22 protein-coding genes and 1 other annotated feature are annotated in these 22,734 nt (G+C 46.7%); of the genes, 4 read left to right on the plus strand and 18 right to left on the minus strand.

The features are described from left to right. Nucleotides 1-19: 19 nt before the first annotated feature. Nucleotides 20-763 carry a MerR family transcriptional regulator gene (locus tag HNQ56_RS15065; protein ID WP_429147856.1) on the plus strand — a complete coding sequence of 248 codons (744 nt, stop codon included), beginning with the start codon at nucleotides 20-22 and terminating at the stop codon, nucleotides 761-763. A gap of 255 nt (nucleotides 764-1,018) precedes the next feature. Here the strand turns inward: HNQ56_RS15065 and HNQ56_RS15070 are convergent, their stop codons facing one another. The 14 genes from HNQ56_RS15070 to HNQ56_RS15135 all read right to left on the minus strand — a co-directional run bounded on the left by HNQ56_RS15070 (nucleotide 1,019) and on the right by HNQ56_RS15135 (nucleotide 14,379). Continuing rightward, on the minus strand, nucleotides 1,019-1,582 hold the full coding sequence (locus HNQ56_RS15070) for a hypothetical protein (protein WP_429147858.1): 564 nt from the start codon (nucleotides 1,580-1,582) through the stop codon (nucleotides 1,019-1,021). A gap of 385 nt (nucleotides 1,583-1,967) precedes the next feature. Beyond that, nucleotides 1,968-2,369, minus strand: a complete 402-nt coding sequence (locus HNQ56_RS15075; RefSeq protein WP_429147861.1) for a hypothetical protein — start codon at nucleotides 2,367-2,369, stop codon at nucleotides 1,968-1,970. Between the two features lie 238 nt (nucleotides 2,370-2,607). Then, nucleotides 2,608-3,636, minus strand: a complete 1,029-nt coding sequence (gene trpD / locus HNQ56_RS15080; protein ID WP_429147864.1) for an anthranilate phosphoribosyltransferase — start codon at nucleotides 3,634-3,636, stop codon at nucleotides 2,608-2,610. After that, nucleotides 3,621-4,406 (minus strand): tryptophan synthase subunit alpha, encoded by a 786-nt coding sequence (gene trpA / locus HNQ56_RS15085; protein ID WP_429147867.1) that lies wholly within the window; start codon nucleotides 4,404-4,406, stop codon nucleotides 3,621-3,623. Before trpA ends, trpD (HNQ56_RS15080) begins: the two co-directional genes overlap by 16 nt. Further along, the gene (gene trpB / locus HNQ56_RS15090; RefSeq protein WP_429147869.1) at nucleotides 4,399-5,583 is read right to left on the minus strand and encodes a tryptophan synthase subunit beta; all 1,185 of its coding nucleotides are present in this window, start codon (nucleotides 5,581-5,583) and stop codon (nucleotides 4,399-4,401) included. The genes trpA and trpB overlap by 8 nt, the downstream gene beginning before the upstream one ends. Next, the gene (locus HNQ56_RS15095; protein WP_429147872.1) at nucleotides 5,583-6,353 is read right to left on the minus strand and encodes a phosphoribosylanthranilate isomerase; all 771 of its coding nucleotides are present in this window, start codon (nucleotides 6,351-6,353) and stop codon (nucleotides 5,583-5,585) included. Before HNQ56_RS15095 ends, trpB begins: the two co-directional genes overlap by 1 nt. Before the next feature lies 1 nt (nucleotide 6,354). Continuing rightward, complete coding sequence (gene trpC, locus HNQ56_RS15100) at nucleotides 6,355-7,191, minus strand: indole-3-glycerol phosphate synthase TrpC (protein WP_429147875.1); 837 nt, start codon at nucleotides 7,189-7,191, stop codon at nucleotides 6,355-6,357. A gap of 44 nt (nucleotides 7,192-7,235) precedes the next feature. Then, nucleotides 7,236-8,243: an anthranilate phosphoribosyltransferase gene (trpD, locus tag HNQ56_RS15105; protein WP_429147878.1), complete on the minus strand. Its 1,008-nt coding sequence runs from the start codon at nucleotides 8,241-8,243 to the stop codon at nucleotides 7,236-7,238. A gap of 122 nt (nucleotides 8,244-8,365) precedes the next feature. Then, the gene (locus tag HNQ56_RS15110) at nucleotides 8,366-8,980 is read right to left on the minus strand and encodes an anthranilate synthase component II (RefSeq protein WP_429148327.1); all 615 of its coding nucleotides are present in this window, start codon (nucleotides 8,978-8,980) and stop codon (nucleotides 8,366-8,368) included. A gap of 48 nt (nucleotides 8,981-9,028) precedes the next feature. Further along, complete coding sequence (gene trpE / locus HNQ56_RS15115) at nucleotides 9,029-10,501, minus strand: anthranilate synthase component I (RefSeq protein WP_429148329.1); 1,473 nt, start codon at nucleotides 10,499-10,501, stop codon at nucleotides 9,029-9,031. A gap of 197 nt (nucleotides 10,502-10,698) precedes the next feature. Then, nucleotides 10,699-10,953 (minus strand) — a binding site (T-box leader). A 59-nt stretch (nucleotides 10,954-11,012) separates the two neighbouring features. Then, nucleotides 11,013-11,930, minus strand: coding sequence for a helix-turn-helix domain-containing protein (locus tag HNQ56_RS15120; protein ID WP_429147881.1), 918 nt, complete (start codon nucleotides 11,928-11,930; stop codon nucleotides 11,013-11,015). 80 nt (nucleotides 11,931-12,010) lie between these two features. Beyond that, the gene (locus HNQ56_RS15125) at nucleotides 12,011-12,604 is read right to left on the minus strand and encodes a hypothetical protein (protein ID WP_429147883.1); all 594 of its coding nucleotides are present in this window, start codon (nucleotides 12,602-12,604) and stop codon (nucleotides 12,011-12,013) included. A gap of 223 nt (nucleotides 12,605-12,827) precedes the next feature. Continuing rightward, complete coding sequence (locus HNQ56_RS15130) at nucleotides 12,828-13,688, minus strand: prenyltransferase (protein ID WP_429147886.1); 861 nt, start codon at nucleotides 13,686-13,688, stop codon at nucleotides 12,828-12,830. 82 nt (nucleotides 13,689-13,770) lie between these two features. Then, a complete protein-coding gene (locus HNQ56_RS15135) occupies nucleotides 13,771-14,379 on the minus strand; it encodes a lactate utilization protein (protein ID WP_429147889.1) in 609 nt (202 codons plus the stop codon). 229 nt (nucleotides 14,380-14,608) lie between these two features. Here HNQ56_RS15135 and purE point away from each other — a divergent pair, with 229 nt between their 5' ends. Together purE and HNQ56_RS15145 are read left to right on the plus strand one after the other, a co-directional pair. Then, entirely contained in the window at nucleotides 14,609-15,100 is a 492-nt protein-coding gene (gene purE, locus HNQ56_RS15140; protein WP_429147891.1) for a 5-(carboxyamino)imidazole ribonucleotide mutase, read from the plus strand. A gap of 334 nt (nucleotides 15,101-15,434) precedes the next feature. Beyond that, nucleotides 15,435-15,539 (plus strand): putative holin-like toxin, encoded by a 105-nt coding sequence (locus HNQ56_RS15145; RefSeq protein WP_429147894.1) that lies wholly within the window; start codon nucleotides 15,435-15,437, stop codon nucleotides 15,537-15,539. A gap of 141 nt (nucleotides 15,540-15,680) precedes the next feature. On the opposite strand, the gene HNQ56_RS15150 is transcribed toward HNQ56_RS15145, so the two are convergent. From HNQ56_RS15150 to melA, 3 genes are all read right to left on the minus strand, one after another. Continuing rightward, a complete protein-coding gene (locus tag HNQ56_RS15150) occupies nucleotides 15,681-16,001 on the minus strand; it encodes a rhodanese-like domain-containing protein (protein WP_429147897.1) in 321 nt (106 codons plus the stop codon). Between the two features lie 197 nt (nucleotides 16,002-16,198). Next, nucleotides 16,199-17,161: an aldo/keto reductase gene (locus HNQ56_RS15155; protein ID WP_429147900.1), complete on the minus strand. Its 963-nt coding sequence runs from the start codon at nucleotides 17,159-17,161 to the stop codon at nucleotides 16,199-16,201. A gap of 12 nt (nucleotides 17,162-17,173) precedes the next feature. Continuing rightward, nucleotides 17,174-18,658, minus strand: a complete 1,485-nt coding sequence (gene melA, locus HNQ56_RS15160) for an alpha-glucosidase/alpha-galactosidase (protein ID WP_429147903.1) — start codon at nucleotides 18,656-18,658, stop codon at nucleotides 17,174-17,176. Between the two features lie 144 nt (nucleotides 18,659-18,802). Here melA and HNQ56_RS15165 point away from each other — a divergent pair, with 144 nt between their 5' ends. Next, complete coding sequence (locus tag HNQ56_RS15165; protein WP_429147905.1) at nucleotides 18,803-19,705, plus strand: AraC family transcriptional regulator; 903 nt, start codon at nucleotides 18,803-18,805, stop codon at nucleotides 19,703-19,705. Here HNQ56_RS15165 and HNQ56_RS15170 read toward each other — a convergent pair whose 3' ends face one another. Continuing rightward, nucleotides 19,706-22,732, minus strand: coding sequence for a glycoside hydrolase family 31 protein (locus HNQ56_RS15170; RefSeq protein ID WP_429147907.1), 3,027 nt, complete (start codon nucleotides 22,730-22,732; stop codon nucleotides 19,706-19,708). Nucleotides 22,733-22,734: the final 2 nt, after the last annotated feature.

Here is a 22,734-nt window from a genome sequence, read left to right on the forward strand (position 1 = left end):
GTAAGGGAGAGTGATGGCAATGAACGCAAAGGAAGTAGCAAAAATAACCGGTGTAAGTGTGCGCACGCTTCATCATTATGACACGATTTCACTCCTTAGTCCAAGCCGTAACCCGGAAAATGACTATCGCGAATACTCTGATGATGATATGGATAGACTGCAGCAAATCCTATTCTTTAAAGAGTGCGGCTTCTCTCTTGCACAAATCAAGGAGCTTTTAAACAGTCCGAATTTCGATAGGGAAAAATCCTTCGATTTACAGAGGAAATCTCTTCTGCATGAAAAAAGACGTATCGAATCGATGCTTGAAACTCTTGAGAAATCCGTACAGAACATGAAAGGAAAGACGACAATGAGTGTCAAAGACAAGTTTCATGGGTTTGATTTTACCAATAACCCATATGAAGAGGAAGCAAGACGTTTATGGGGCGACAAGGCTGTTGACCAAAGCAACGCCCACATAAAATCACTATCACAGAATGAGCAAGAGGCAATAGCAAAAGGCATGGATGATTTGTTTATTGATCTGGCCAAAATAAGGAATGAAGCGCCGGACTCCGCAGCCGCACAAGCTGCCATGGATAAAATGTACCGTCATTTCAATGCCAACTTTGGTTACAAATATTCTCTGGAGGCCTTTGCCGGAGTCGGCCAAATGTATGTTACTGACGAAAGATTTACTGTAAATGTAGACAAATATGGAGATGGCCTATCTAAATTCTTATCCGAAGCCATGAAGATTTATGCCGAAAACCGGAAATAGCCCGACATAAGCATATAAGCAGTACACTGACAATCTGAGATATCACATTGATAGTGTACTGCTTATTACTGTTTGCAGATGGGATGGCACCAAAATTACAAAAACAAGGATTTATAGAAGTAAACATAAAAAACGACTCCTAAATATAGTAATGGAGTGGGCTTCAAAAAAGCCCACTCCAACCGTTTGCATGTATTCCATAACATTACAATTGCACAACATTTTCGAATGATCTAATATGATACAGTTTATATTTTACCAGACTAAGTAACAAGTTCGAGATATATTTATTGGATAAGATGCTATTTTAACTCCGCCCGGAAGAATGGCCCATACATCTATAACCCCAGATGTGTATATATATACATCCTTTTCATTACTTTTTATTTCCGCTCCGATAGTAGATTGGGTCCATGTGAGAGCAAAAGTAAATCCAGATAGCTGTGTATAGGGATTACAGTATGTAATCTTACCCCTATGATTATCACCACTTGTTCCATAGGCAGCATATAAAGTAACTGTAGCTCCACCGGCAGACTGAGAACCAACAGTTACTGTATCATCTGTTGACATAACTCCTACTGAATTTGCACCAGTCAAATTGTCATAATTATATGTAATCTTGAAATTCTTTAAATAATCTTGAAATTCATCTTCGGAATTAAATTGCATGGGAATTATTCCTTCGGGAATATCTTCCAGTGTAGCAGATTTTATACTAATATTAGTGTTTTCATCATTCGCACTCGCCGCAACAGGTGATAAACATAATACAAAAATTAAGGAAAATGATAGAATTCCTATTATATATTTTTTCATGCTATTGACTCCTTTCATAATATCATAATAGATCATTCAACCATATATTACCATATTATGAGATTTTGTCAAGCTATTTGGATATGTTTTACTTTTAATTTTATTATCTATATTGCTATTTATTTATATATTTAATAACAGCTCGAATAATTATAATGGAAATAAATACAAAAAAGACAAACAACAGTATTTGTAATAAAAGTACTATCCAATTCATAATTTTCCTCTTTTCTTAATAATTATTAGTTTAAAACATTATACTCCATATATTTCTATATTGCAATCAATTATTAAGAATCTTTTTATTCACGTTATTAGAAAATTAAATTCTACCTTTACCCGGAATTTGTCACTATACTGCTTCTTTATTATTTGCTCGTATATTTTATACCTTACCTAATAACCATTGCTTGGCAATCTCAGGATCATCAAAATACCTTGTCAAGTAATACAGGTCCATTTCGGCAGACTTCATTTTCTTTTTGATTGCTCTTTGCGCCGCAGAAGAACATCCCACCAAACACAAATTGAAAATCTTATGCCTAATTGCCTGTAAATGCCCGGCTAAAACCTTCGCAACCTCGTCGTCAACAGTAGTTTCGTATAAATCAATCCATATTCGTCTGTTGTTTGTGCCGGAAGACTTAAGAATAAATTCCTCCTCTGCATTTATTATCTCAAAAAGTTGCTCTTTGTTATCAAAATAACTGCCGTATTTGAGAGGATGCAGTTCGCCATCCATATAATAATAGGGGCATAAGCTACCGCTTGGTGATTTTTTTAACATATATTCACTTCCTGCTGTTATTTGTTTACATATTTAATAAGGGCTCGGATAACTAAGATAGAAATAAATACAAGAAAAGCAAATAACAGTATTTGTAATAAAAATAATATCCAAGACATGATTTCCCTCTTTTCTTATAATTATTAGTTTAATTATTAATTTAAAAGTATTATAACCCTTTTATTTCTAAATTGCAAACATTTCAGCTATAATTCCTAATGCTCTTTCCCTAACGCTTTTAATAAGAGTGGGAAGCTTCAATAAATTCATTCAGCTTCTTCTGGGCGGCTCCGCTGTCGATGATTTCCTTCGCCAGCACTGCCCCCTCCTTCCATGTATCCGCCTTATCTCCAATCATCAGCGCCCCTGCTGCATTGAGAATGACAGCCTGCCTTCTGGGGCCTTTATTCTTGCCGGAGAATACATCCTTAATCATCACCGCATTAGCCTCCGGCGTACCCGTTAAAATGTCATTAAGCTTGCAGCGGGTAAGACCAAGCTCCTCCGGCACCAGCTCATAGCTTTCGATGCTTCCGTTCTTTAGCTCATGAATCTTTGTCCTGCCCAGCAGAGAGATTTCATCCATGCCATCCTCTCCGTAAACGAACAGGGCGCGGGTATAGTGAAGGGAAGCTGCTACCTGGCTTACCTTATCCAGCAGCTCCGGCTTATAGACTCCCATAACATGTCTGGTTGCCCTGGCAGGATTAATCAGAGGCCCGATAATGGTATAAAATATGGTTTTGATTCCAAGCTCCTGTTCCGGATGTATCATCTTCTGCATTACCGGATGGAATAAGGGTGCATAAAGAAAGCCAATTCCCACCTCTTCAATCATCCGTTCCACGCCCTTTTGTGTCTGGTGGATCTGTACTCCCAGGGCCTCCAGTACATCTGCACTCCCCGACAGGGTAGTGCTGGATCTGCTCCCGGTCTTCGCCACTTTAATTCCCGCAGCGGCGGCAACAAAGGACACTGCCGTAGATATATTAAAGGTACTTAATCCGCCGCCGGTTCCGCAGGTATCCATCAGCTCTTCGCTGACCCTGGGCATAACCGGAATGCAATGATCCCTCATTGCCCCGGCAATGGCTGATATCTCGGTCAGTGTCGGCCCCTTCATCAGCAGGGCAACCTGAAAACCCATGATCTGCGGACCTGATAGCTGATCCTCCTGTATCGCAAGAATGGTATCATATGCCTCCCTGGCTGACAGCTCCTGCCCCGCCTGGAGCTTTTGCAGAATTTCATTTATATTGATTTCCATGAGAGACATGCCCCTTTCATTTTCCTCACATATTCCTCTACCAACGGAACACAGTCCTCACCATGTTCTCCGATGATTCTTACAATGGCGCTGCCCACGATTACTCCGTCCCCAATTCCGGCCATGGCCTTTGCTTGCTCAGGGGTAGAGATTCCAAAGCCGATGGCACAGGGAATATCCTGAACCTCCTTCACCTGGGCAATCATGGACTTTGCCTGGTTGCCGATCTCACTTCTTACACCGGTGACTCCCATGGACGATACGCAATAGAGAAAACCTCTGGCTTCCCTGGCAATCTTCTGTATTCTTGCTTTCGAGGTAGGAGCAATCATGGAAATCAGAGTCACTCCATACTGTTCGCAGAAGGGCAGAATTTCTTCCCGCTCCTCATATGGAAGATCAGGAACAATCACCGCATCTACCTGCGCTTTCCGGCAGTTCTCCATAAATCTCTCCGTCCCATAGGTATAAATCGGGTTGATATAGGTCATAAATGCAATGGGGATATCACATTCCTTCCGAAGCCCCTCTACCATGGCAAATATCTTATCTGTGGTGGCTCCCCCGGCCAACGCACGGTAATCGGCCTCCTGAATCACCGGGCCTTCTGCCACCGGATCTGAAAACGGTATCCCAAGCTCGATCAAATCCGCCCCGGCCCCGGCCATGCACAGCACCAGCTCCCTGGTAATCTCCAGAGAAGGATCTCCCGCAGTAATAAATGGGATAAACGCTTTATTATTCTGAAAAATTCCCGTTATTCTATTCATAGAGCTGCACCCCCCGATACCTGGCAATGGCTGCCACATCCTTATCTCCCCTGCCGGAGAGGTTAATCACAACAATCTGATCCCGTTCCATGGTTGGCACCAGCTTTCTTGCATACGCTACGGCATGAGCGCTTTCCACCGCCGGAATAATCCCCTCTGTTCTGGCAAGATACTCAAAAGCATCCACCGCTTCCTGATCCGTTACCGGAACATAACAGGCACGCCCAATGTCATGCAGATATGCATGCTCCGGACCCACCCCCGGATAATCCAGCCCCGCCGAGATGGAGTAGACCGGAGCAATCTGTCCGTACTCATCCTGGCAGAAATAGGACTTCATCCCATGGAAGATCCCCTGGGTGCCGGTGGCGATGGTTGCAGCCGTTTTCTCCGTATCCACTCCCAGTCCGGCCGCTTCGCAGCCAATCAATCGAACCGAAGGATCTTTGATGAATTCATGGAAGATTCCCATGGCATTGCTTCCTCCTCCGACACAGGCCAGCACCGCATCCGGCAGCCTGCCCTCCAGCTCCAGCATCTGCTCCTTCACCTCTTTGCCGATGATGCTCTGAAAATCCCGGACAATGGTAGGAAAGGGATGGGGGCCCATGACGGAGCCCAATACATAATGGGTATCCTCCACCCGTTTGGTCCACTCCCGCAAAGTCTCATTCACCGCATCCTTCAAGGTCTGGGTGCCGGAGGTTACAGAGTGAACCTTGGCTCCCAGAAGCTCCATGCGATAGACATTCAGCACCTGGCGGTCCGTATCTTCCTTGCCCATGAAGATTTCACATTCCAGCCCCAGCAAAGCGGCGGCGGTTGCTGTTGCCACACCATGCTGCCCTGCGCCGGTCTCTGCTATTACTCTGGTCTTGCCCATCTTCCTGGCAAGCAGCACCTGCCCCAGGACATTATTAATCTTGTGGGAGCCGGTATGGTTCAAATCCTCTCTTTTCAGATAGATTTTCGCACCGCCCAGATCCCTGGTCATCTTTTCTGCATAATATAACAAGGAGGGCCTGCCCGCATAGTTCTTCAGCAGGTTCTCCAGCTCCCGGCAGAACTCCTCATCCTCTTTATAGTGATAATAAGCTTCTTCCAGCTCAATGATTGCATTCATCAAGGTTTCCGGTATATACTGCCCTCCGTGGGTACCAAATCTTCCTTTTGCCATTATCCTAACCTCCTGACCTTTTTTACAATCTCCCGTATCTTCGCCGCATCTTTGTATCCGTCCGTCTCCGCTCCGCTGCTGACATCCACACAATAGGGCCGGCACTGCCGTATCGCCTGTTCCACATTTCCGCTGTGAATTCCTCCGGCAAGAAAATATGGCCGGGATGTCCTTGGTATCATAGACCAGTCAAAACTCTTTCCGCTTCCTCCGTATTGGTCCTTCCTATAGGTATCAAAGAGAAGATAATCCCCGAAGAATTCCGCTGCTCCTTCTGACGTTCCCATGAAGGTACCTTCTGCTTGTTCCTTCACAATGCTTTCCGGTTCTCCCCTGGCGGTACTTTCTGATTTTCCTTCCGCCAGGCTCTTTGGGGGGTATTCCGATCTCTCCCCCAATATGCCCTTCGAAACTCCCTCTGATATGCTTTCCGGTACTCTGACTTCTCCGATCCGCACGGCTTGTATGATCCGGCGGTCAATTTTGCGGCGCAGCTCCGAGACATAATCCGCTCCCTCCTCACCGTGAAGCTGAACCAGATCAATTATATTCCTTTCGCATAGCCTCTGTATCCGTTCCGGGTCTTCATTGACAAACACTCCCACTGCTTTTATGGCCGGATGAAGAAGCTTTCGCAATTCCCCGGCCGTTTCTTCCGAGATTTGTCTCCGGCTCCTGGCAAACACAAATCCGACATAATCCGGCAGTACTTCATTCACCGACATAATATCCACAGGTCTTGATAATCCGCAGATTTTAATCTTTGTCATATTAATCCCTTCCTCGTAAATGATCCAGCTCTTCTTTTTTATTTCCGCTGCGCATTAAGGTCTCACCAATCAGTACCGCATCCACTCCGGCGGCTCTGAGAGCGGCAATATCTCCCGGACTTTGAATTCCGCTTTCCGCAACAAAGATAATATTCTCCGGCACCAGACTGCGAAGGCGGATGCTGTTTTGGATATCCACCTGGAAGGTCTTTAAGTTCCGGTTATTCACTCCGATGATTCTGGCTCCCGCCTCCAGGGCCGAAGCGATCTCCTCCGCAGAATGAGCTTCCACCAATGCCGACATCCCCAGCTCATTGCAAAGAGCAAGATAATCCTTAATTCTGACCGTATCCAGCAGGGAACAAATCAGCAGCACCGCATCCGCTCCTAACAGCTTTGCCTCATAGATCTGGTACTCGTCCAGGGTGAAATCCTTCCTTATCACCGGCAGGGGAACCTCCCTGCTGATCTCAGACAAATACCGGTCATCTCCCTGAAAGTACTCCGGTTCCGTTAATACGGATATGGCATCCGCACCTGCGGACACATATTCCCGGGCAATATCCAGATAGGGGAAATCCTCTGCAATTACCCCTTTGGATGGAGAAGCCTTCTTAATCTCACAGATGAAGGAAACCGGGCTGTTCCCCAGACGCACATTTTCTCCGCTCCTATTTCTCTTATCCAGGGCCTGTTCAAAGGCAAAGGCCTTTCTGCCGTGAAAATTCCGGATGCCTTCCGGACAATAGATTTTAGCCTTCAATTCCTCCTGGGACAGCCTGCTCTTAGCCCGCTCCACCCGGAGCTTCGCAGATGCTGCAATGGTATCCAGTATCATACTCGACACCGCCTTTCTGCCTATATTATGATAGTTACCGAAGATCAAGCATTCGATAAATGAATAAAACGGTTTAACTGCTCCATGGCCCTGCCGCTGTCAATGGTCTCAGCCGCCAGCCTCACGCATTCCCGCAGGGTAATATTGTTATAGGACATGTAGAGGCAGACCGCGCTGTTCAGCAGTACGATATCCCTCTTCGGCCCCCGCTCTCCCTGTAGAATGCTTTTTGCTATCCCGGCATTCTGCTCCGGGTCGCCTCCTACCAGTTCCTCCGGCCTGCAATACTCAAAGCCGAATTGGCGTGGATCCAGGAAGAAGCTGTTGACCTGACCGCTGTTCACTTCGCATACGGTGGTTTTTGCGCTCAGGGATACCTCATCCAGTCCGTCATGCCCGTGGACCACCATGGCCCGCTTTACTCCCAGATTCGCCAATACCCTGGCCATGGGCTCCACCAGATTCTCATCATAGACTCCCAGCAACTGAAGATTGGCATCCGCCGGACTGGACAGAGGGCCAAGAATATTAAATATCGTCCTGACTCCCAGCTCTCTTCGCACCGGAGCGGCGTATTTCATTGAGGAGTGGTACAGCGGGGCAAATAAGAAGCAGATGCCGATCTCTCTCAGAATTTCTTCGCTCTTCTCCACCGGAATGTCGATCTTCACTCCAAGGGCCTCCAATACATCGGCGCTTCCGCATTTGCTGGAAACACTCCGGTTGCCGTGCTTTGCCACCGGAATTCCGGCAGCGGATATAACCAGGGAGGAAATGGTGGAAATATTAAAGGTAAAGGCCTCGTCTCCTCCTGTTCCCACAATGTCAAGCACATCCCCCGTATGTTTCAATTTTTGGCCGTATTTTCTCATAATCATGGCGCAGGCCGTGATCTCATCGATGGTCTCCCCCTTCATCCGGATCGCCGTAATGAAACCGGCGATCTGGGCATTGGTAGCATTCCCGCTCATAATCTCATCCATTACTGCCTTGGTCTCTTCCAGGGTCAGATGCTCCCTGTTTAATACCTTATAGATTGCCTGTTGTATCATAATTCCCTCCATCGTACCGCTTTGCGGTATCCCAAAAAGTCATGGTTCCTGTTTCTCCTGTGGAATCTGTATGAAGAAGCTTTTTCCCAAGGAGGATCATTTTGCCGGCATCCTTTTTCACATCAGCCAGCCATATCCGCTCTTTGCATCAGTGAATAGGTGCTTTCGCTGCCTGTCTCCAGGAAATTCTTCATAATCACTTCTCCCTGGGGCGTCAGAATGGATTCCGGATGAAACTGCAGGCCGTAGATCTCATATCGGCGATGCTTCACCGCCATAATCTCTCCCTCCTCATCCTCGGCAATCACCAGCAGATCATCCGGCAGGGTCTCCTTACCGGCGATCAGGGAATGATATCTGGCTGCCTGGATGATGGGAGGCAATCCATGAAATACCCTGGCTCCGTTGGCAATATGGATGCTGCTCTGCTTTCCGTGCATGAGATGCTTTGCCAGAGTAATCTCTGCACCAAAGACCTCACAGATGGCCTGATGTCCCAGGCATACCCCAAGGATCGGAACTTCTCCCTTCAGGTGTTCTATAACCTCCTCGCATATCCCGGCATCCTTTGGGTATCCCGGCCCCGGAGACAGAATAATGTGGGTTGGTCTCAGCGCTCTGATCTCTTCCAGAGTCATTTCGTCGTTGCGTATTACCTTCATGTCGGCACCCATACCGCCGGCAAGCTGCACCAGATTATAAGTAAAACTGTCATAATTATCAATCAATAATATCATATTAATGCCCGCCTCCTTTTGAATCGTTCCCACGGTAAAACCGGATTTTTATACCACATCCCCGGCATTGATAATAGCCTCAATTACTGCCTTAGCTTTATTGCCGGATTCCTCATATTCCTTCACCGGTACACTGTCGGCGACAATACCTCCTCCGGCCTGGACATATACCTTGCTATCCTTTTTTACCGCCATTCGGATGGCAATACAGGTGTCCATGTTACCGGTAAAGTCAATGTATCCTATGGCTCCTCCATAGATCCCTCTGGGCGACTTCTCCAGCTCCTCTATGATTTCACAGGCACGAATCTTAGGTGCTCCCGACAGGGTTCCTGCCGGAAGGATTGCATTGATGGCATCCAGAGCATCCATGCCCCCACGTAGGGTTCCTTCCACTTCTGAAGTAATGTGCATGATTCTGGAATACTTCTGGATTTTCTTATATGAGGTAACCTTGACACTGTTGTATTCTGCAATTCTGCCGATATCGTTTCTTGCCAGATCCACCAGCATATTGTGCTCGGAAAGCTCCTTCTCATCGGCAAGCAGTTCCCTTTCCAGGGCCTCATCCTCCTCTGCATTCCCGCCCCTTGGCCTGGAGCCTGCAATGGGGAAAGTAGTGAGACGTCCATCCTTCAGTCGGATCAAAGTTTCCGGAGATGCCGACATTAACTGAACCTCCTTGTTCTGCAGGAATACCATATAAGGGGAAGGGTTGGTTGTTCTGAGTACACGGTAGGCATTTAACAGGCTCTCTTCGTAATCCGTCTCAAAACGCCTGGAGATTACCGCCTGAAAAATATCCCCGTTCACGATATATTCCTTCGTCTTCTCCACCAGCCCGCAATACTCCTCTTCTGATACATTGCAGATAAAGTCCGGTTTTCCCGCAGCGCTCTCCTTCTGGAAAATTACCGGCTCCAGGATAAGGGCGGTCAGCCGCTCCAGCTCAGCTACCGCCTTATCATACGGATCAGCCTCCTGCCCTGCATTCCGGGCATCTTTTGTATTCATATTTACCACAATACAAATCTTCTGCTTCAGATGGTCATAGGCAATTACTTTATCAAAGAGCATCAAGTCAAAATCATGAAACTCACTGCTTCTCAGCTTTAATACAGGTTCCGCATAGCCAATCATCTCATAGCCGAAATAACCAACCAGACCCCCGGTGAAGGGCGGCATACCTGCCAGCCTTGGCGCCTTGTACTGCTGGAGCAGATTTCTTAATATCTGAAAAGGCTCCCCTTCTGCTGCCTCCGGTCCGCTGCCCCGGTCAATCATTACCCTGTGGTTCTTGCAGGTTACATGTACGATAGGATCAAAGCCCAGGAAGGAATACCTTCCCCATTTTTCTCCCCCTTCAATGCTTTCCAGCAGGTAATACCTCTCGCTGATCTGCGATATCTTACGCAATAAGGTAATGGGCGTAATAATATCCGCATAGATTTCTTTACAGAGGGGTATCATGTGATATTCATTTTTTAACAATTCCATTTCCTTGCGGCTGGGAGTCACCATATTCCTCACCTTATTTTCATCCAGGGGATGAAAACTCCTTTCTTAAATTTCATCTTGATTCTTATTTCGTCTTGATTTGTTCGATAACAGTTCATTCCCCTATACACATGGGATCTATGTGTATATTCATAAATGCATATGCAAGAGTTAGAACACAGCCTCTGATTGCAATAAAAAAAAGCCTCTGCCCCTGCTATTACAGGGACAAAAGCTTCAGCTTCTGCGGTACCACCCGGTTTGATGTAGTATGAATACATCCTCTCATTCTGCATACTATCATATGCACCCCACTGATAACGGACAGGGTTCCCGTAAGCGTCTACTTTCATACTTCATGATTTCAAGCTTCCCTCACAAGTCCATTCAGAATTCCTATTGTAACCGCATTCCCACCCTTAGCGGCTCTCTGTGTACAAATCCGAACTCTTACTTCTCTTGCTCATCGGTTTCTGTTATTAAGCGCATTATAACAGGGTACAAATATTTTTGTCAAGAAGAAATTTTACAATGTTTATATACTATCTGCTTTAATAGGCAATACATAATCTATAATTACTTTCTCGCCCCGATTGAAAGGCTCACAATAGCGCTCGTCCGTGTATACCTCACACCAGTAAAAATGATCATGGTCAATTTCCCGGCCGGTTTTCTCAATCGCTTCCGTAATCAATAAATATGCCGAAGCAAGGATTTCTGCAGCATTACTTCCTTCAATTTGAACATGTGCCGTGAATCCGCCAGGGACATACTTTGCAAACAGACCATCCGGTATTTCCGTACCAACCTGTACAAAATCTCCGATAATGAATTCAAAATGATTCATATCCTTAAAATTGTACATCATACCGATCCCGGCATTGGAATCAATATCTTCGCAGCATTTTACTTCTGCCAGCCTGTCTAATTTCTCAGCCGCGTTACTTTCGAAGAAGCCTCTCCACACAGCTCCGGCCTCAGAAAAGGATGTTTCACGATACATTCCTACCATCAGGCGCTCTCCGGCTTCCTTATACACAATCTTTTTCATTTCTGCCATAATACGTTTTCCTCCTATAAATCTCATTTCTGAATAATTAATCGGAAGATAGTTATTTAGTCTGGCAGCTTCAAGCTTTGCTTCTGACGGCGTGATGCCATGGTGCTCTTTGAATGCACGTGAAAATGCGGAATGTGAATGAAATCCATACTTTATTGCCGCATCCAGAACAGAAATACCGCTGTTTTTCAGATCATACCCGGCTAAGGTCAGCTTGCGTTTTCTTACATAGTCGGCGATACTGACACCCGATACAAAAATAAAAATACGTTGGAACAACGCCGCTGGGCTCATGGCAATTTTTGATATTTCATTATAATCAATTTCACAGCCTTCATATATGTTTTTTTCAAGATACTGTATCACATCATCAAAGATTTTACTGCTGTTCATATCTTAATCCTCCGTGATTTATATATTAAAGCATGGAACGCCATTTTGCTTTGCATTCGGTGTACAAATTCTGCACAGGGCTATGGCAGGATTTGCTCAAGGTCTTTTGGCAGTAAATAATCCAGTACAGATATTGTATTTTCTATAAACTCAAAATCAGAAACTATATAGTGGGTATTTTCCACGGTATAGTCTACCCTTAACATGGATTTATCACTAAACCTGTGATAACTGTGATTCAAATAGATACAGGAGGACGGGTCATCCTTTATAATTTCCTCCTGCTTCATTCCTCTTGATATATTTTCAAATAATGCCTTGTCGGCAAGCGTCGAGACCAGAAAGCCATCAATCATATGGTAGCTCCCCTTGAATTCTTCATACAGCAGAAATAAATATTGACCTCCTTCCATATGGGAAACCGAATAAAACATATCTTTCTCTTTGTTATATCTTACTATGTCAATGAGACCATCTGATTTCAAGCTTTCAAGATCATATACAACAGACATTAACATTCTTTCTCCATACGGAATATTCAGGGATTGTATTTTAGAGGAGAATTCCTGTTCTCTGATTGCGGATATGTCTGACCTGTTATCATACAATAATTTTTCTTCTTTCTTACAAGCCGTAATCCCCAGAAACAAGAAGAGAAGAACTAAGAAATACATTGATTTTTGATATTTTCCTCATCATTTTTTGATCCTCCCTCATATATATGCTTCCCATTATATTCATAGTGGAGCAGGAGCTGTAACAAGGACGCACAATTTTCTTATGCCGTTAACCGTCTTTTTCCATCGATATAGGTCAAATCAGTGAAGGAAAGGGCGTAACTCTGCGGAAACATTATGTCTGTAATATGCGGGCTGATGGGTCTGCCATACTAGCTCTTTATTGAAGGTTTCGCAGAATTTCCTGATAGCGCACGGTTGCCAATTCACTCTTTTCACCCTTTTTACAGAAAGAAAGCCCAGCCAGCTTGGGAACAACACGCTCGACCACAATCTGCCCGTCCGCCATTTTTGACTCCAATGTTTTCAAGGCTTCGAGAAACCGTTTATCCTTCTTCGCATGATTGTAAAAGGATAAGACGTAGACATATACAAACAGATTATAGTTGCGGAAGGGATATTCCACCTGCATGAATAGGGTACCGATTCCATAGTGACATGGACCAATGGGTTTTCTGCTTGTCCAATGCTCCAGCAAAAAATCCACGGCCTTGTCAAGCGCCGGTTCCTTGTTCCAGTAATCCGTGAAACGGAACAGGTTCAGGGCAGTGAGGATTGGCAAGGGATTGGAATACTCCGTTTCCGGCCCCCGTCCAAAGCTGAATTTATTGCAGCGCCATCCGCCGTCCGTATACTGCGTATCGAAAAGATGCTGTAATGTCTTCTGCAGCCTGGCATCGGAAGCATACCCCAGGTGGCAAAGCACATTAGCGGCGTTAATTGTCTGGCAGGGATAAACGGCACCTTGCGGATACAATTTGAAACGTCCGTCCTCCTGCCAGGTGCTGAAAATCAACCCGGCCGCTTCCTTCAGCAGAGGTTCTGCTGGTTCCATGCCTAATTCCAACAGGTACATTACGCTGTCCAAAGTTGAGAAAGGTGATCCTTTTATGAGACGCTTATCCGGCGTAGTCCAAAGATCGGCTCCATTATCATACCTATGGGACAATATCACCTCCACATCGGATGCATACTGCTTCTCTATACACGGTTTTCCTATATACTGCTTCTCTATAGCCATCTCTTCCTCCCCTTCCGCCTTTTCTCAATACAACCCATAACCATCTGCTCTGCAGACAATTCTTCACGAACCATATGTGTAATTAGAACCCCAACTCCTCGTTTACAAGAATGACTGTTATTTTAAGTCCGCGCGGCTGCCTTCTATGTATGGTCATAACACTGCATATACATTCGGGCGACAAACAATCTTCGCACTTTCCCGTAATGGAACAAGGGGTTTTCCGGTTATACCTTTTTGCATTTTTTACTGCGGCGATATTTTGCGCCCGCTCTATCGCTTCTTCAAGAGATCTGGCAATCTTATTTTTTCCTACCACATAGATGACCTGTTTCGGTCCGTAGCAAGTTGCGGCAGTACGGTTTCCGGTACCATCAATATTGACTATGTGTCCTTCATAAGAAATTGCATTAGCAGAGGTAAAATATAGATCTGCCAGCAGCGCTTGCCGCGTTTCATCATCTGGGCTGCCCGGCACATGCCGGTATATGTGAATGAACTTCTCAGACCAAACCTCTTCTATTCCCAAAGCATCCAGTGTCAGAGAGTTCCCCATGCCGATTACCATATCCTGATTCGCAGGAAAGGTCTCTAAGATAAAAGTGGCGGCTTCTTGTTTATTATCGCAGACAGCTGTATTGAATCCTCTTTTCTTCAGATTGTCTTTCAGTATATCTAAATTAAAGTCCATGTTTTCAACCTCTTCCGTTAGACTGTGTAACTCCTTGCGGCTATCCTCCCAGATAATTATATCATAAAATCATAAGCTTTCCACTAAGATACAAAATGTTGTGAAGCTTTTATTGATGAACTTTGTCATTTTGTTTTACAATATAATTGACATCATCTGATAAATAAAGTATATTAAATTCACCTCAGCATTCGTTGCTGGCAGACCGATTTAAAGGAGAATGGATATCATGAGTAAAAAAGTAGCAGTTCTAATGGGCAGTGACAGCGATCTTCCTGTAGTAAAGGGCGCCATCAATACCTTAAATGGTTTTGGCATTGATGTCGAGGTACATGTGATGAGCGCACACCGGACCCCCAAGCTTGCCTGTGATTTTGCCGCCGCTGCCAGGAATGACGGCTTCGGTGTAATTATCTGTGCCGCCGGTAAGGCCGCCCATCTTGCAGGAATTATCGCCGCCCACACTACCCTTCCGGTCATCGGAATTCCCATTAAATCCTCCACCATGGACGGGCTGGATTCCCTCCTGTCTACGGTTCAGATGCCCAAGGGTATCCCCGTTGCCACCGTTGCCATCGACGGCGCCGACAATGCAGGCATACTTGCCGCACAGATGCTGGCAATCCAGGATGAGGAGCTGGCACAGAAGCTGGAGAAAATGAAACAGGATATGGTGGATGAGGTCGTGGCAAAAGACAAGAAACTCCAGGCTGAGATATAATCCTTGATCTGCTGTATATTAAATCTCTGATTGCTGTGCATTAGAATATAAAATAATAATCCCAACGAATCGAGAGCTTTTTACTCTGATTTGTTGGGATATTTTTTATTAGCATAAAAGACAGGGCTTAGGAAGTCTGATTCCCTTGAAAACATTCTCGTTATTTTCCATTTTTTATCAACTTTTTCCTTCCTCTATGCTATACTGTCCCTATGGTAACAGGAAAACGTCAGTTCGCTGGCGTGGGATAATTATGAGTGCTTGCCCTCTTATTTTTACATAGGAGGAGGTGAACTCACCTTGACTATATTACATAGAAAGGGGAGTGAGCCTTATGACAGTTGCAGAAGCTTTATCTTTAATGATAACCTTTGCTACTTTTGTTGTAGCTTTGATCACTCTTGTTGTTCATCTGATAAAGATGAGCAACAAAAAATGATTATCCTGCCAAACCCTGAGAAGTTTAGGATAATCATCTTTTAAACAATTAGGGCAAGCACAGGTTTTAACCCTGCTTTTCCTGTTACCTACATTATAACAGCTGCTTTCCTTTTTGTAAAGTAGTGGACTTCTTGTTGTTTTATTTTCTGTTTTTCCCCCGGTAACCGCTCATTCCTCCCCGGACATCCACCACATCGTAACCCGCACGGGAAAGTGCCGATACTGCACTGGCACTCCTTCCGCCGGACTGGCACATAATATAGTATTTCTTTTCCTTGTTGAGATACCGGTCCGGATTCGACATAAGCGCTCCCATCGGTATATTTTTTGACTGCCGGATACAGCCATAGGCACATTCATAAGGCTCACGGATATCAATTAAATCAATATCCTCTATGATATTATCAATTTCACTCACATGAAGCGAATTTGTATTGGATCTCTGAAATAAAGAAAACATCTCTGCACACATCCCTTTCCCTAATAGTATGAATATCTGTAATCATGTATTATGGAAAATATTATACCAAAGGTTATTCTTCCCGTATGTAACAAAATTACATAACCGTATGATTTATGAGAAGAGCCTTCTTTACATGAATTCACAATACAGGAGAAGTGTTTTTCTGACAGCATGATGTGTGAACAGAGCCTTCCTTACGTGAATTGCTTCATCCGGGAAACCGTCTCCAGCAGCTCTGTGGGGCATTCCTTCTTAATACTCCCCAGAGCCTCCTCCATTTGTCTGTCATTGCTGAAGGATGCAATGGGAATCGCCGGGAAGGGCTGGACGTGAAAATAGAAAAGACACAGTTCCAGCATTGTATAGCCCTCCGGCATATTAGTCATGAGATATTCCAGAATTGCTTCATTGGAGGCATTTCCGTATGTACCATCCAGGGAGGAAGTAATTTCCTTCCCTCCTGCTTTGCGGGAGAAATATCCGTTCGCTATGGAGGTATAAGCCATGGCGCTCAGATTGCTTTCCTTATGATATACAAAAGTCTCCCTATCCATAACCTTCATCGTTTTATCCCATAAGCCTTCGGGATTAATATCCGCCATACTCCACATCAGCTGGTTGCATGCAAAGCCTGTCAGCCCTGCCTTTGCAGCATAAGTCTGTGCCTGGATCATCCGCTCCCGGCTCCAGTTCGAGCAGCCGTAGTACCGGATGTCTCCGCGTGCCCGGGCCTCCTCCAGCACACCCAGTATTTCCTCTACGGGCCTTGCCGTATCATCCCTGTGCAGAAAATACAGATCAATATAGTCGGTTCGAAGGCTCTTCAGGCTGTCCTGCAAATCCGAACGGATGCTGTCTCCGTCCAGTCTGGGAATCTGCATGGATGCCAGCTCCGGATGCGCGCCCTTGGTTGATATGACGACCCTGGAACGGTATCCCCTATCGGACAGCCACTGGCCTATGATCCTTTCGCTGATGGCCGGTCCCCTGTTCCCCCAATCGCCGTATACATGCGCCGTATCTAAAAAATTACCTCCGCCGTCCAGAAAGCGGTCCATTTGCCGAAAAGCTGCTTCGTCCTCCATCGCCGTGCCATAATTCGCCGTTCCCAGACACAGCGGTCTGACCTTCAGTTCCGTATTTGCTATTCCTATCATAATTACCTCCTCCTACTGCTTTGCCTTATCTGTCTGAGCCGCGTTCTTTCTTGCCTCTTCCTTTGCCTGATACATCTCATCCACTGTCTTTTCCTTCACGCGGATGCCTCTGTAATTCTTAGGCTCAATGAGAGGGCCCGCCTTCTGGCGCTCCTTTGCCCGCGCAATCTCTTCCTTGTATTGGGGAAGCCATGCTTCTCCGGCTATCAGCATTTCATCCACCATCTGATAGATCTCCGCCGGTGTGCAGACCGCGCCGGTCAGAGGGTCCATAAGCATGGCCTGCCGGAGCAGAACGATATCACCGGCCACCGCCGCCTCTACCGCCAGCCTCTGCACCCAGATGCTCTGGGAGCAGACCGCGGCACAGCCAAGGGGCAGCTCTCCTACCTGAGGAATATTAATTCCGTTGGCATCTACATAGCCGGGAACCTCTACCACACATTCCTCCGGCAGATTGGTGATACACCCCTGGTTCATAACATTAAAATGTCCTCTGTAGATACGGCCTGTTTCAAGCCCCTCTATAATATACGAGCCGTGCTCCTGGCTTCTCTTCTCCGGGATGTACTCCTTCGCAGGCTCTTTCATCCAGTTGGGATAATCCTCCTCAAACCAGTTCCTGCCCTCGCGGCACACGCGAAGATATCCGCCGGTTTCCCCATTGATCCAGCTTCCCAGATCAATCCAGTCCTTGATCTCCTCCGGGCGCTTCCGGTACCAGGCCACGTATTCGGACAAATGTCCGTTGGACTCCGTGGAATAATATCCAAAGTTCTTTAACACATCGATTCGTACCTTTTCCGTTCTGGCCAGCTCTTCCTTCTCAAGATAGGCGGGCAGAAGCTTCGGCAGCAGATTCTCTCCCTTATGCTTCACGCTGATGTACCAGGTCTGGTGATTAATGCCCGCGCAGATAATATCAACCTCTTTCTGGCTGTATCCCAGGGCCTTTGCAATCTGGGCATGTCCTCCCTGCACCCCGTGGCAGAGACCGATGGTCTTCACCCCGCCGTATTTATTGGCCGCCCAGGTCATCATGGCGTTGGGATTGGAATAATTCAGCATGATCGCCCCCGGCTCCGCCACCTCCCGGATATCCTTGCAGAAGTCAAGAATTGCAGCAATTCCTCTCTGCCCATACATAATTCCCCCGGCGCACAGAGTATCACCCACGCACTGATCCACTCCGTATTTCAAGGGGATTTCCACATCGGTCTCAAATGCTTCCAGCATCCCAATGCGGACGCAGTTGATAATATAGCGCGCATTTTTAAATGCCTCGCGGCGGTCAAGGGTCGCCTGGATTTTAATCGGCACCCCGTTCTCCTCCAGATCCCTTTGACATAGAGAGGTAACCATGTCCAGATTATGCTGATTAATATCCGTGAATGCCACCTCAATGTCATGAAATTCTCTGACCGTCATTAAATCCGAAAATAACGTCCGGGTAAAGCCAACGCTTCCCGCTCCGATAAATGCAATTTTAAACGCCATAACAAACCTCCCTAATTCAAGTAATAATTTTATTATAGCGAAGCTTCCTCTGACACTGGAAGCTATTCTTTTTCTTCTTTTAAAATGTCAGATATTCTGCTATATTAATTATTATAGGACATGGTCGAAAAAGAGGAGGTCATCATGAAACCAGAGGCAGAAAGCATTTTTAAACCGGATATATTAAAGCATTGGCTGGAGATCAGGCGGTACTATGCAATAAATTATACTCATTTTGAGATGAAGCCCCACAGCCACCCCGAGCTGGAGATTATGTATGCCGTTCATGGAAGCTGTAAGATTATCTGCCGGAATAAGGACAGAGAGATGGTAGAATATTCTCTTAAGGAAGGGGAATATATCTTCCTGAACTGCAATACCCCGCACCAGCTGGAGGTAGTCAGGGGAATCCCCTGCCGTATATTGAATTTGGAGATCGCTCTGACTTCACCTGCAGAGGATTTTCATATTCGGAAATTATACGAGATCTCCCCTTCTGTCAGAGATTTTTTCACCACCTCCTTCTCCGCCTTTAAAGCCGCGGATCACGGCTCCAGTCTTCACCGCATCATTACGGAGCTGCAGAAGCAGTTTATGAACGGGCTGGATCAGTCGGAACACTGCATCGAAGTCAACCTGCTGCTGTCCCAGCTCCTTGTGGAGCTGTCCAGACAAAAAGGAAAGCGCTTCAGCTCCCACCGCGGAAGTATCTATGTGAGAAAAGCACTTTCCTATATTGAAAAAAGTTTTGATAAAGACCTTAGTGTGGAAGAGGTCGCCTTAGCCACCGGTGTATCGATCTCCCACCTTCAGCGGTTATTCAAGGAGCAGACCGGAGCCTCTCTCGTTGATAAGATCAATGAATACAGAATCAATAAAGCCCGGCTTTTACTGGAGAACAGCTGTCTGCCGGTGATTGATATCGCTTTCACCGTAGGCTTCCATAACCGTCAGCATTTTACTTATATCTTCACTAAAACAGTTGGCTGCTCCCCCGCTCTTTACCGGAAGCAAAAGGGCAACAACCAGCATTTGGTTGGTTTTTAATTATTCCGCAATCAACAAGGATGAGGACTTCATTATCTCTTCGATGCCAGCCTCCTCCGGCATCAAACTGACACTGGTATATCCTGAATTACTGTTATAAGAAGACTTCACCTTCTTCTCATTGACATAGACTTCTTTATACTGTCCCATCAGTTCCAGTCTGATTTCTCCTTCCTGTCCCTTGATCGTGATATTTCCCCGTCCATCCGAGGCTATATCAACCAGGGTATCCTTAACGTAATCATACCAGCGTGCCGTCCCCTGTCCGGGATAGATTCGCAGCGTCAGGCCTTCATAAGCATCCACCCTGTTTCCTACAGAAGAGCCCAGTTCGCCGCCCTCCTCCAGGTTCATAGCCAGGATACTTCCCTCCTTCACAAATACAGGGATCTCATTCACCTCACACGCCACCTCATATTCTCCGCCGCTATACCTTTTATGATCAAAAAGTCCATACCAGATACCCTCCGGCAGACATACCTCCGCCTTCGTCTTACGGCTTCCCGTAACCGGAGCCACCAGCAGACTGTCTCCCAGCATGTACTGGTATTGATATTTCTCATCCATAACCGGTCCGGGAAAAGAATATGCCATACTTCTCATCAGCGGCTCCCCCGTCAGGCTGGAATGCCTTGCACTGGAATAAAGATATGGCAGGAGATTCATCCTCACATTGGCATAATACCGGTAGGTTTCCAGGCAGGCGTCCTCCTGCTTCTGCTCCGCCATATTCCAGGGCGTGCGGGCCTGGCTGGGAACCGGGTCCCCGCTGCTCTCCGAGTGTATCTGCATGATGGGGGAAAAGGCCGCCTGCGCCACACTGCGCTGATATAACTCCGCGCTGGGCAGACTTCCGCTAAAGCCTGCAATATCCCAGGCAACAAAGGGGATTCCCGACATGGATGCGCTTAAAGTCGCACGGATTGCCGCCTCAAAGGCTTCATGGGTCGATGACTGGTCTCCCACCCAGCAGACCGGATGCAGCTGCATGGAGGAGCCCCCCGCTCTGCTGAAGGTCAGAGCATCCCCTACATAATCCCTGGCGTAATCAAAATAAGCCTGGGCATATAAATCTGGATATAGATTCCGCAGCTCATCCCCTTTGGTTCCATCGGAAGCGGTCACATCCCTTCCCCATACGAATTCCCCTCCGTCTGTCTTAAATCCGTCAATTCCTATCTCCTCCAGGAGATAGCGCCGCTTTGACAAGAACCATTCCGTTGCCGCCCGGCTGGTAAAATCCATCAACAGGCTGCTGCCGAACCAGGTTCCCTCCGGCAGCCGGTAAGGCTTACCCTTTCCATCCTGCAATACATATCCTTGTTCCATGGCGTAGCTCTGGTCACGGAGAGACTGTACCGTCGCTGTCCCGGAATGCTTCAGAACGGGAATCTGCCAGAGCAGGATCTTAATCCCATTCCCATGAAGCTGGTCCACCATATTCTTAGGGTCCGGCCAACGTCCTCCGAAGCGGAAATCCGACAGCTCCGGTACATGATCCCCCTTCTGAGGCTCATATTGGGAATCGTTGAAGGTGTAGAAGGTCTCCTCATCACTCCAGGCTTCCAAAACAATCACCGTGGTAGGAATTTCATGGCGGATGGTCTCTTCCAGCTGTTTCATAACCTCCGATTGTTTATCCCATTCATTTGCTGAAATCCACGGCCCGAAGGCCCATACCGGAGGCAGCACCGGATTCCCGGCCACCGCTGCATATCCTTTGGCGATGGAAGCGTTATCCCCGAAGAAGAGATAGCTGTCCACTCCCCGGCCAGGGCCGGTACGCACCTCGACGCTGCATACATCCTCCTGCACCGTATCAATCTCAAATTTGGAGTAATAAGTAGAATCCAGATAAAAGCCATACTTATCCGGAACAAAATAATAAGGCACCGGAGTATAAGTCTCCCCAGCCTGGTCCTTGTACCAATTCACACAATAGGTATGTACCGTTTTATTTCTTTGGTTCAGAGAATCATATTTCATCCCGAACCCGTAAAAACCATCCTCCGGAGGTGCGTCAAATTGATAGCGGATACCTTTCGCTTCTCTTCCGTCCGTTAATATCTCCAGACCGTTCTCCTTCGTACAGACAAGCAATTCCTTTCCCTTGGCATCTATCACCCTTAGTGCAAAAGGCTCCTTCCTAACCTCCAGGGCAAGCTTATCCCTGCCAAACAAATAAACTCCTTCCCTTTCCTCATAGGATATGGGAAGAGCGGCTTTGGCCTGCTCCCCGGATTCTGCCGGATCGATCCGAAGCCTGACCGTCCCCTCTCCTTGAAAGGCCAGGGAAATCTGTGGCATGAATGTTGCCGTGCGTGCCGTTAGAAATGCAACATCACCCTCTATACTGCACCCTGTAATTTCTTCTACTGCTTCCCACCGGCAAGTGGTAAACTGGTATGTTTCCGAGATTTTCTCAACTTCTCCGTCACTTCCCCCGCAGATGGTATATTCGATCCTGTCTCCCTGCTTGAAGGGTCCCAGCTTCCCCTGGTATTTCTTCTTCGTTATCCCGAAAGCCTTCAGATTAGCAGCATGCTTACAGGCAGCCGCCTCCATCTCCTGGCCGTTCAGCGTCCATTCAACCCACAGATCCATCTCTGAAACCTTCTCATCTACTGCCAGATTGATTATAATCTCCTCGTCCTCCTGAGGATCACCAGGCACCCGGTCCCACCATATTGGAGGAACTTCCTTTGCTCCATACAGATTATCCCATCCATAGGGTTCATGCATCAGCTCTGCCGCAGTAAAGATGTTGGCATTCTCTCTGTCCGCTGAACCCCTGCTGCCTCCCATTTTCTCCGGGTCAAGTCCACCCCCGCTTACCTCCTCGCTTACTTCTCCCAAACCTGCTTTTTCCCCGCCTGCTGTTCCCCCTCCTGCATCTTCCTGTCCAGCCTGCTTCTGTCCTTCTCCCTCTTTTATTGCTCCGGCGCCGGAGCCTGCCAGCCTACATCCAGCCAACAAGACTGACACCGCTAGAAGAAGTACAAATCTTATTCCCTTTTTCCATCCCATAT

Origin of the sequence: Anaerotaenia torta (assembly GCF_050433395.1) — a bacterium.
GTDB classification, from domain to species: domain Bacteria; phylum Bacillota; class Clostridia; order Lachnospirales; family Lachnospiraceae; genus Mobilitalea; species Mobilitalea torta.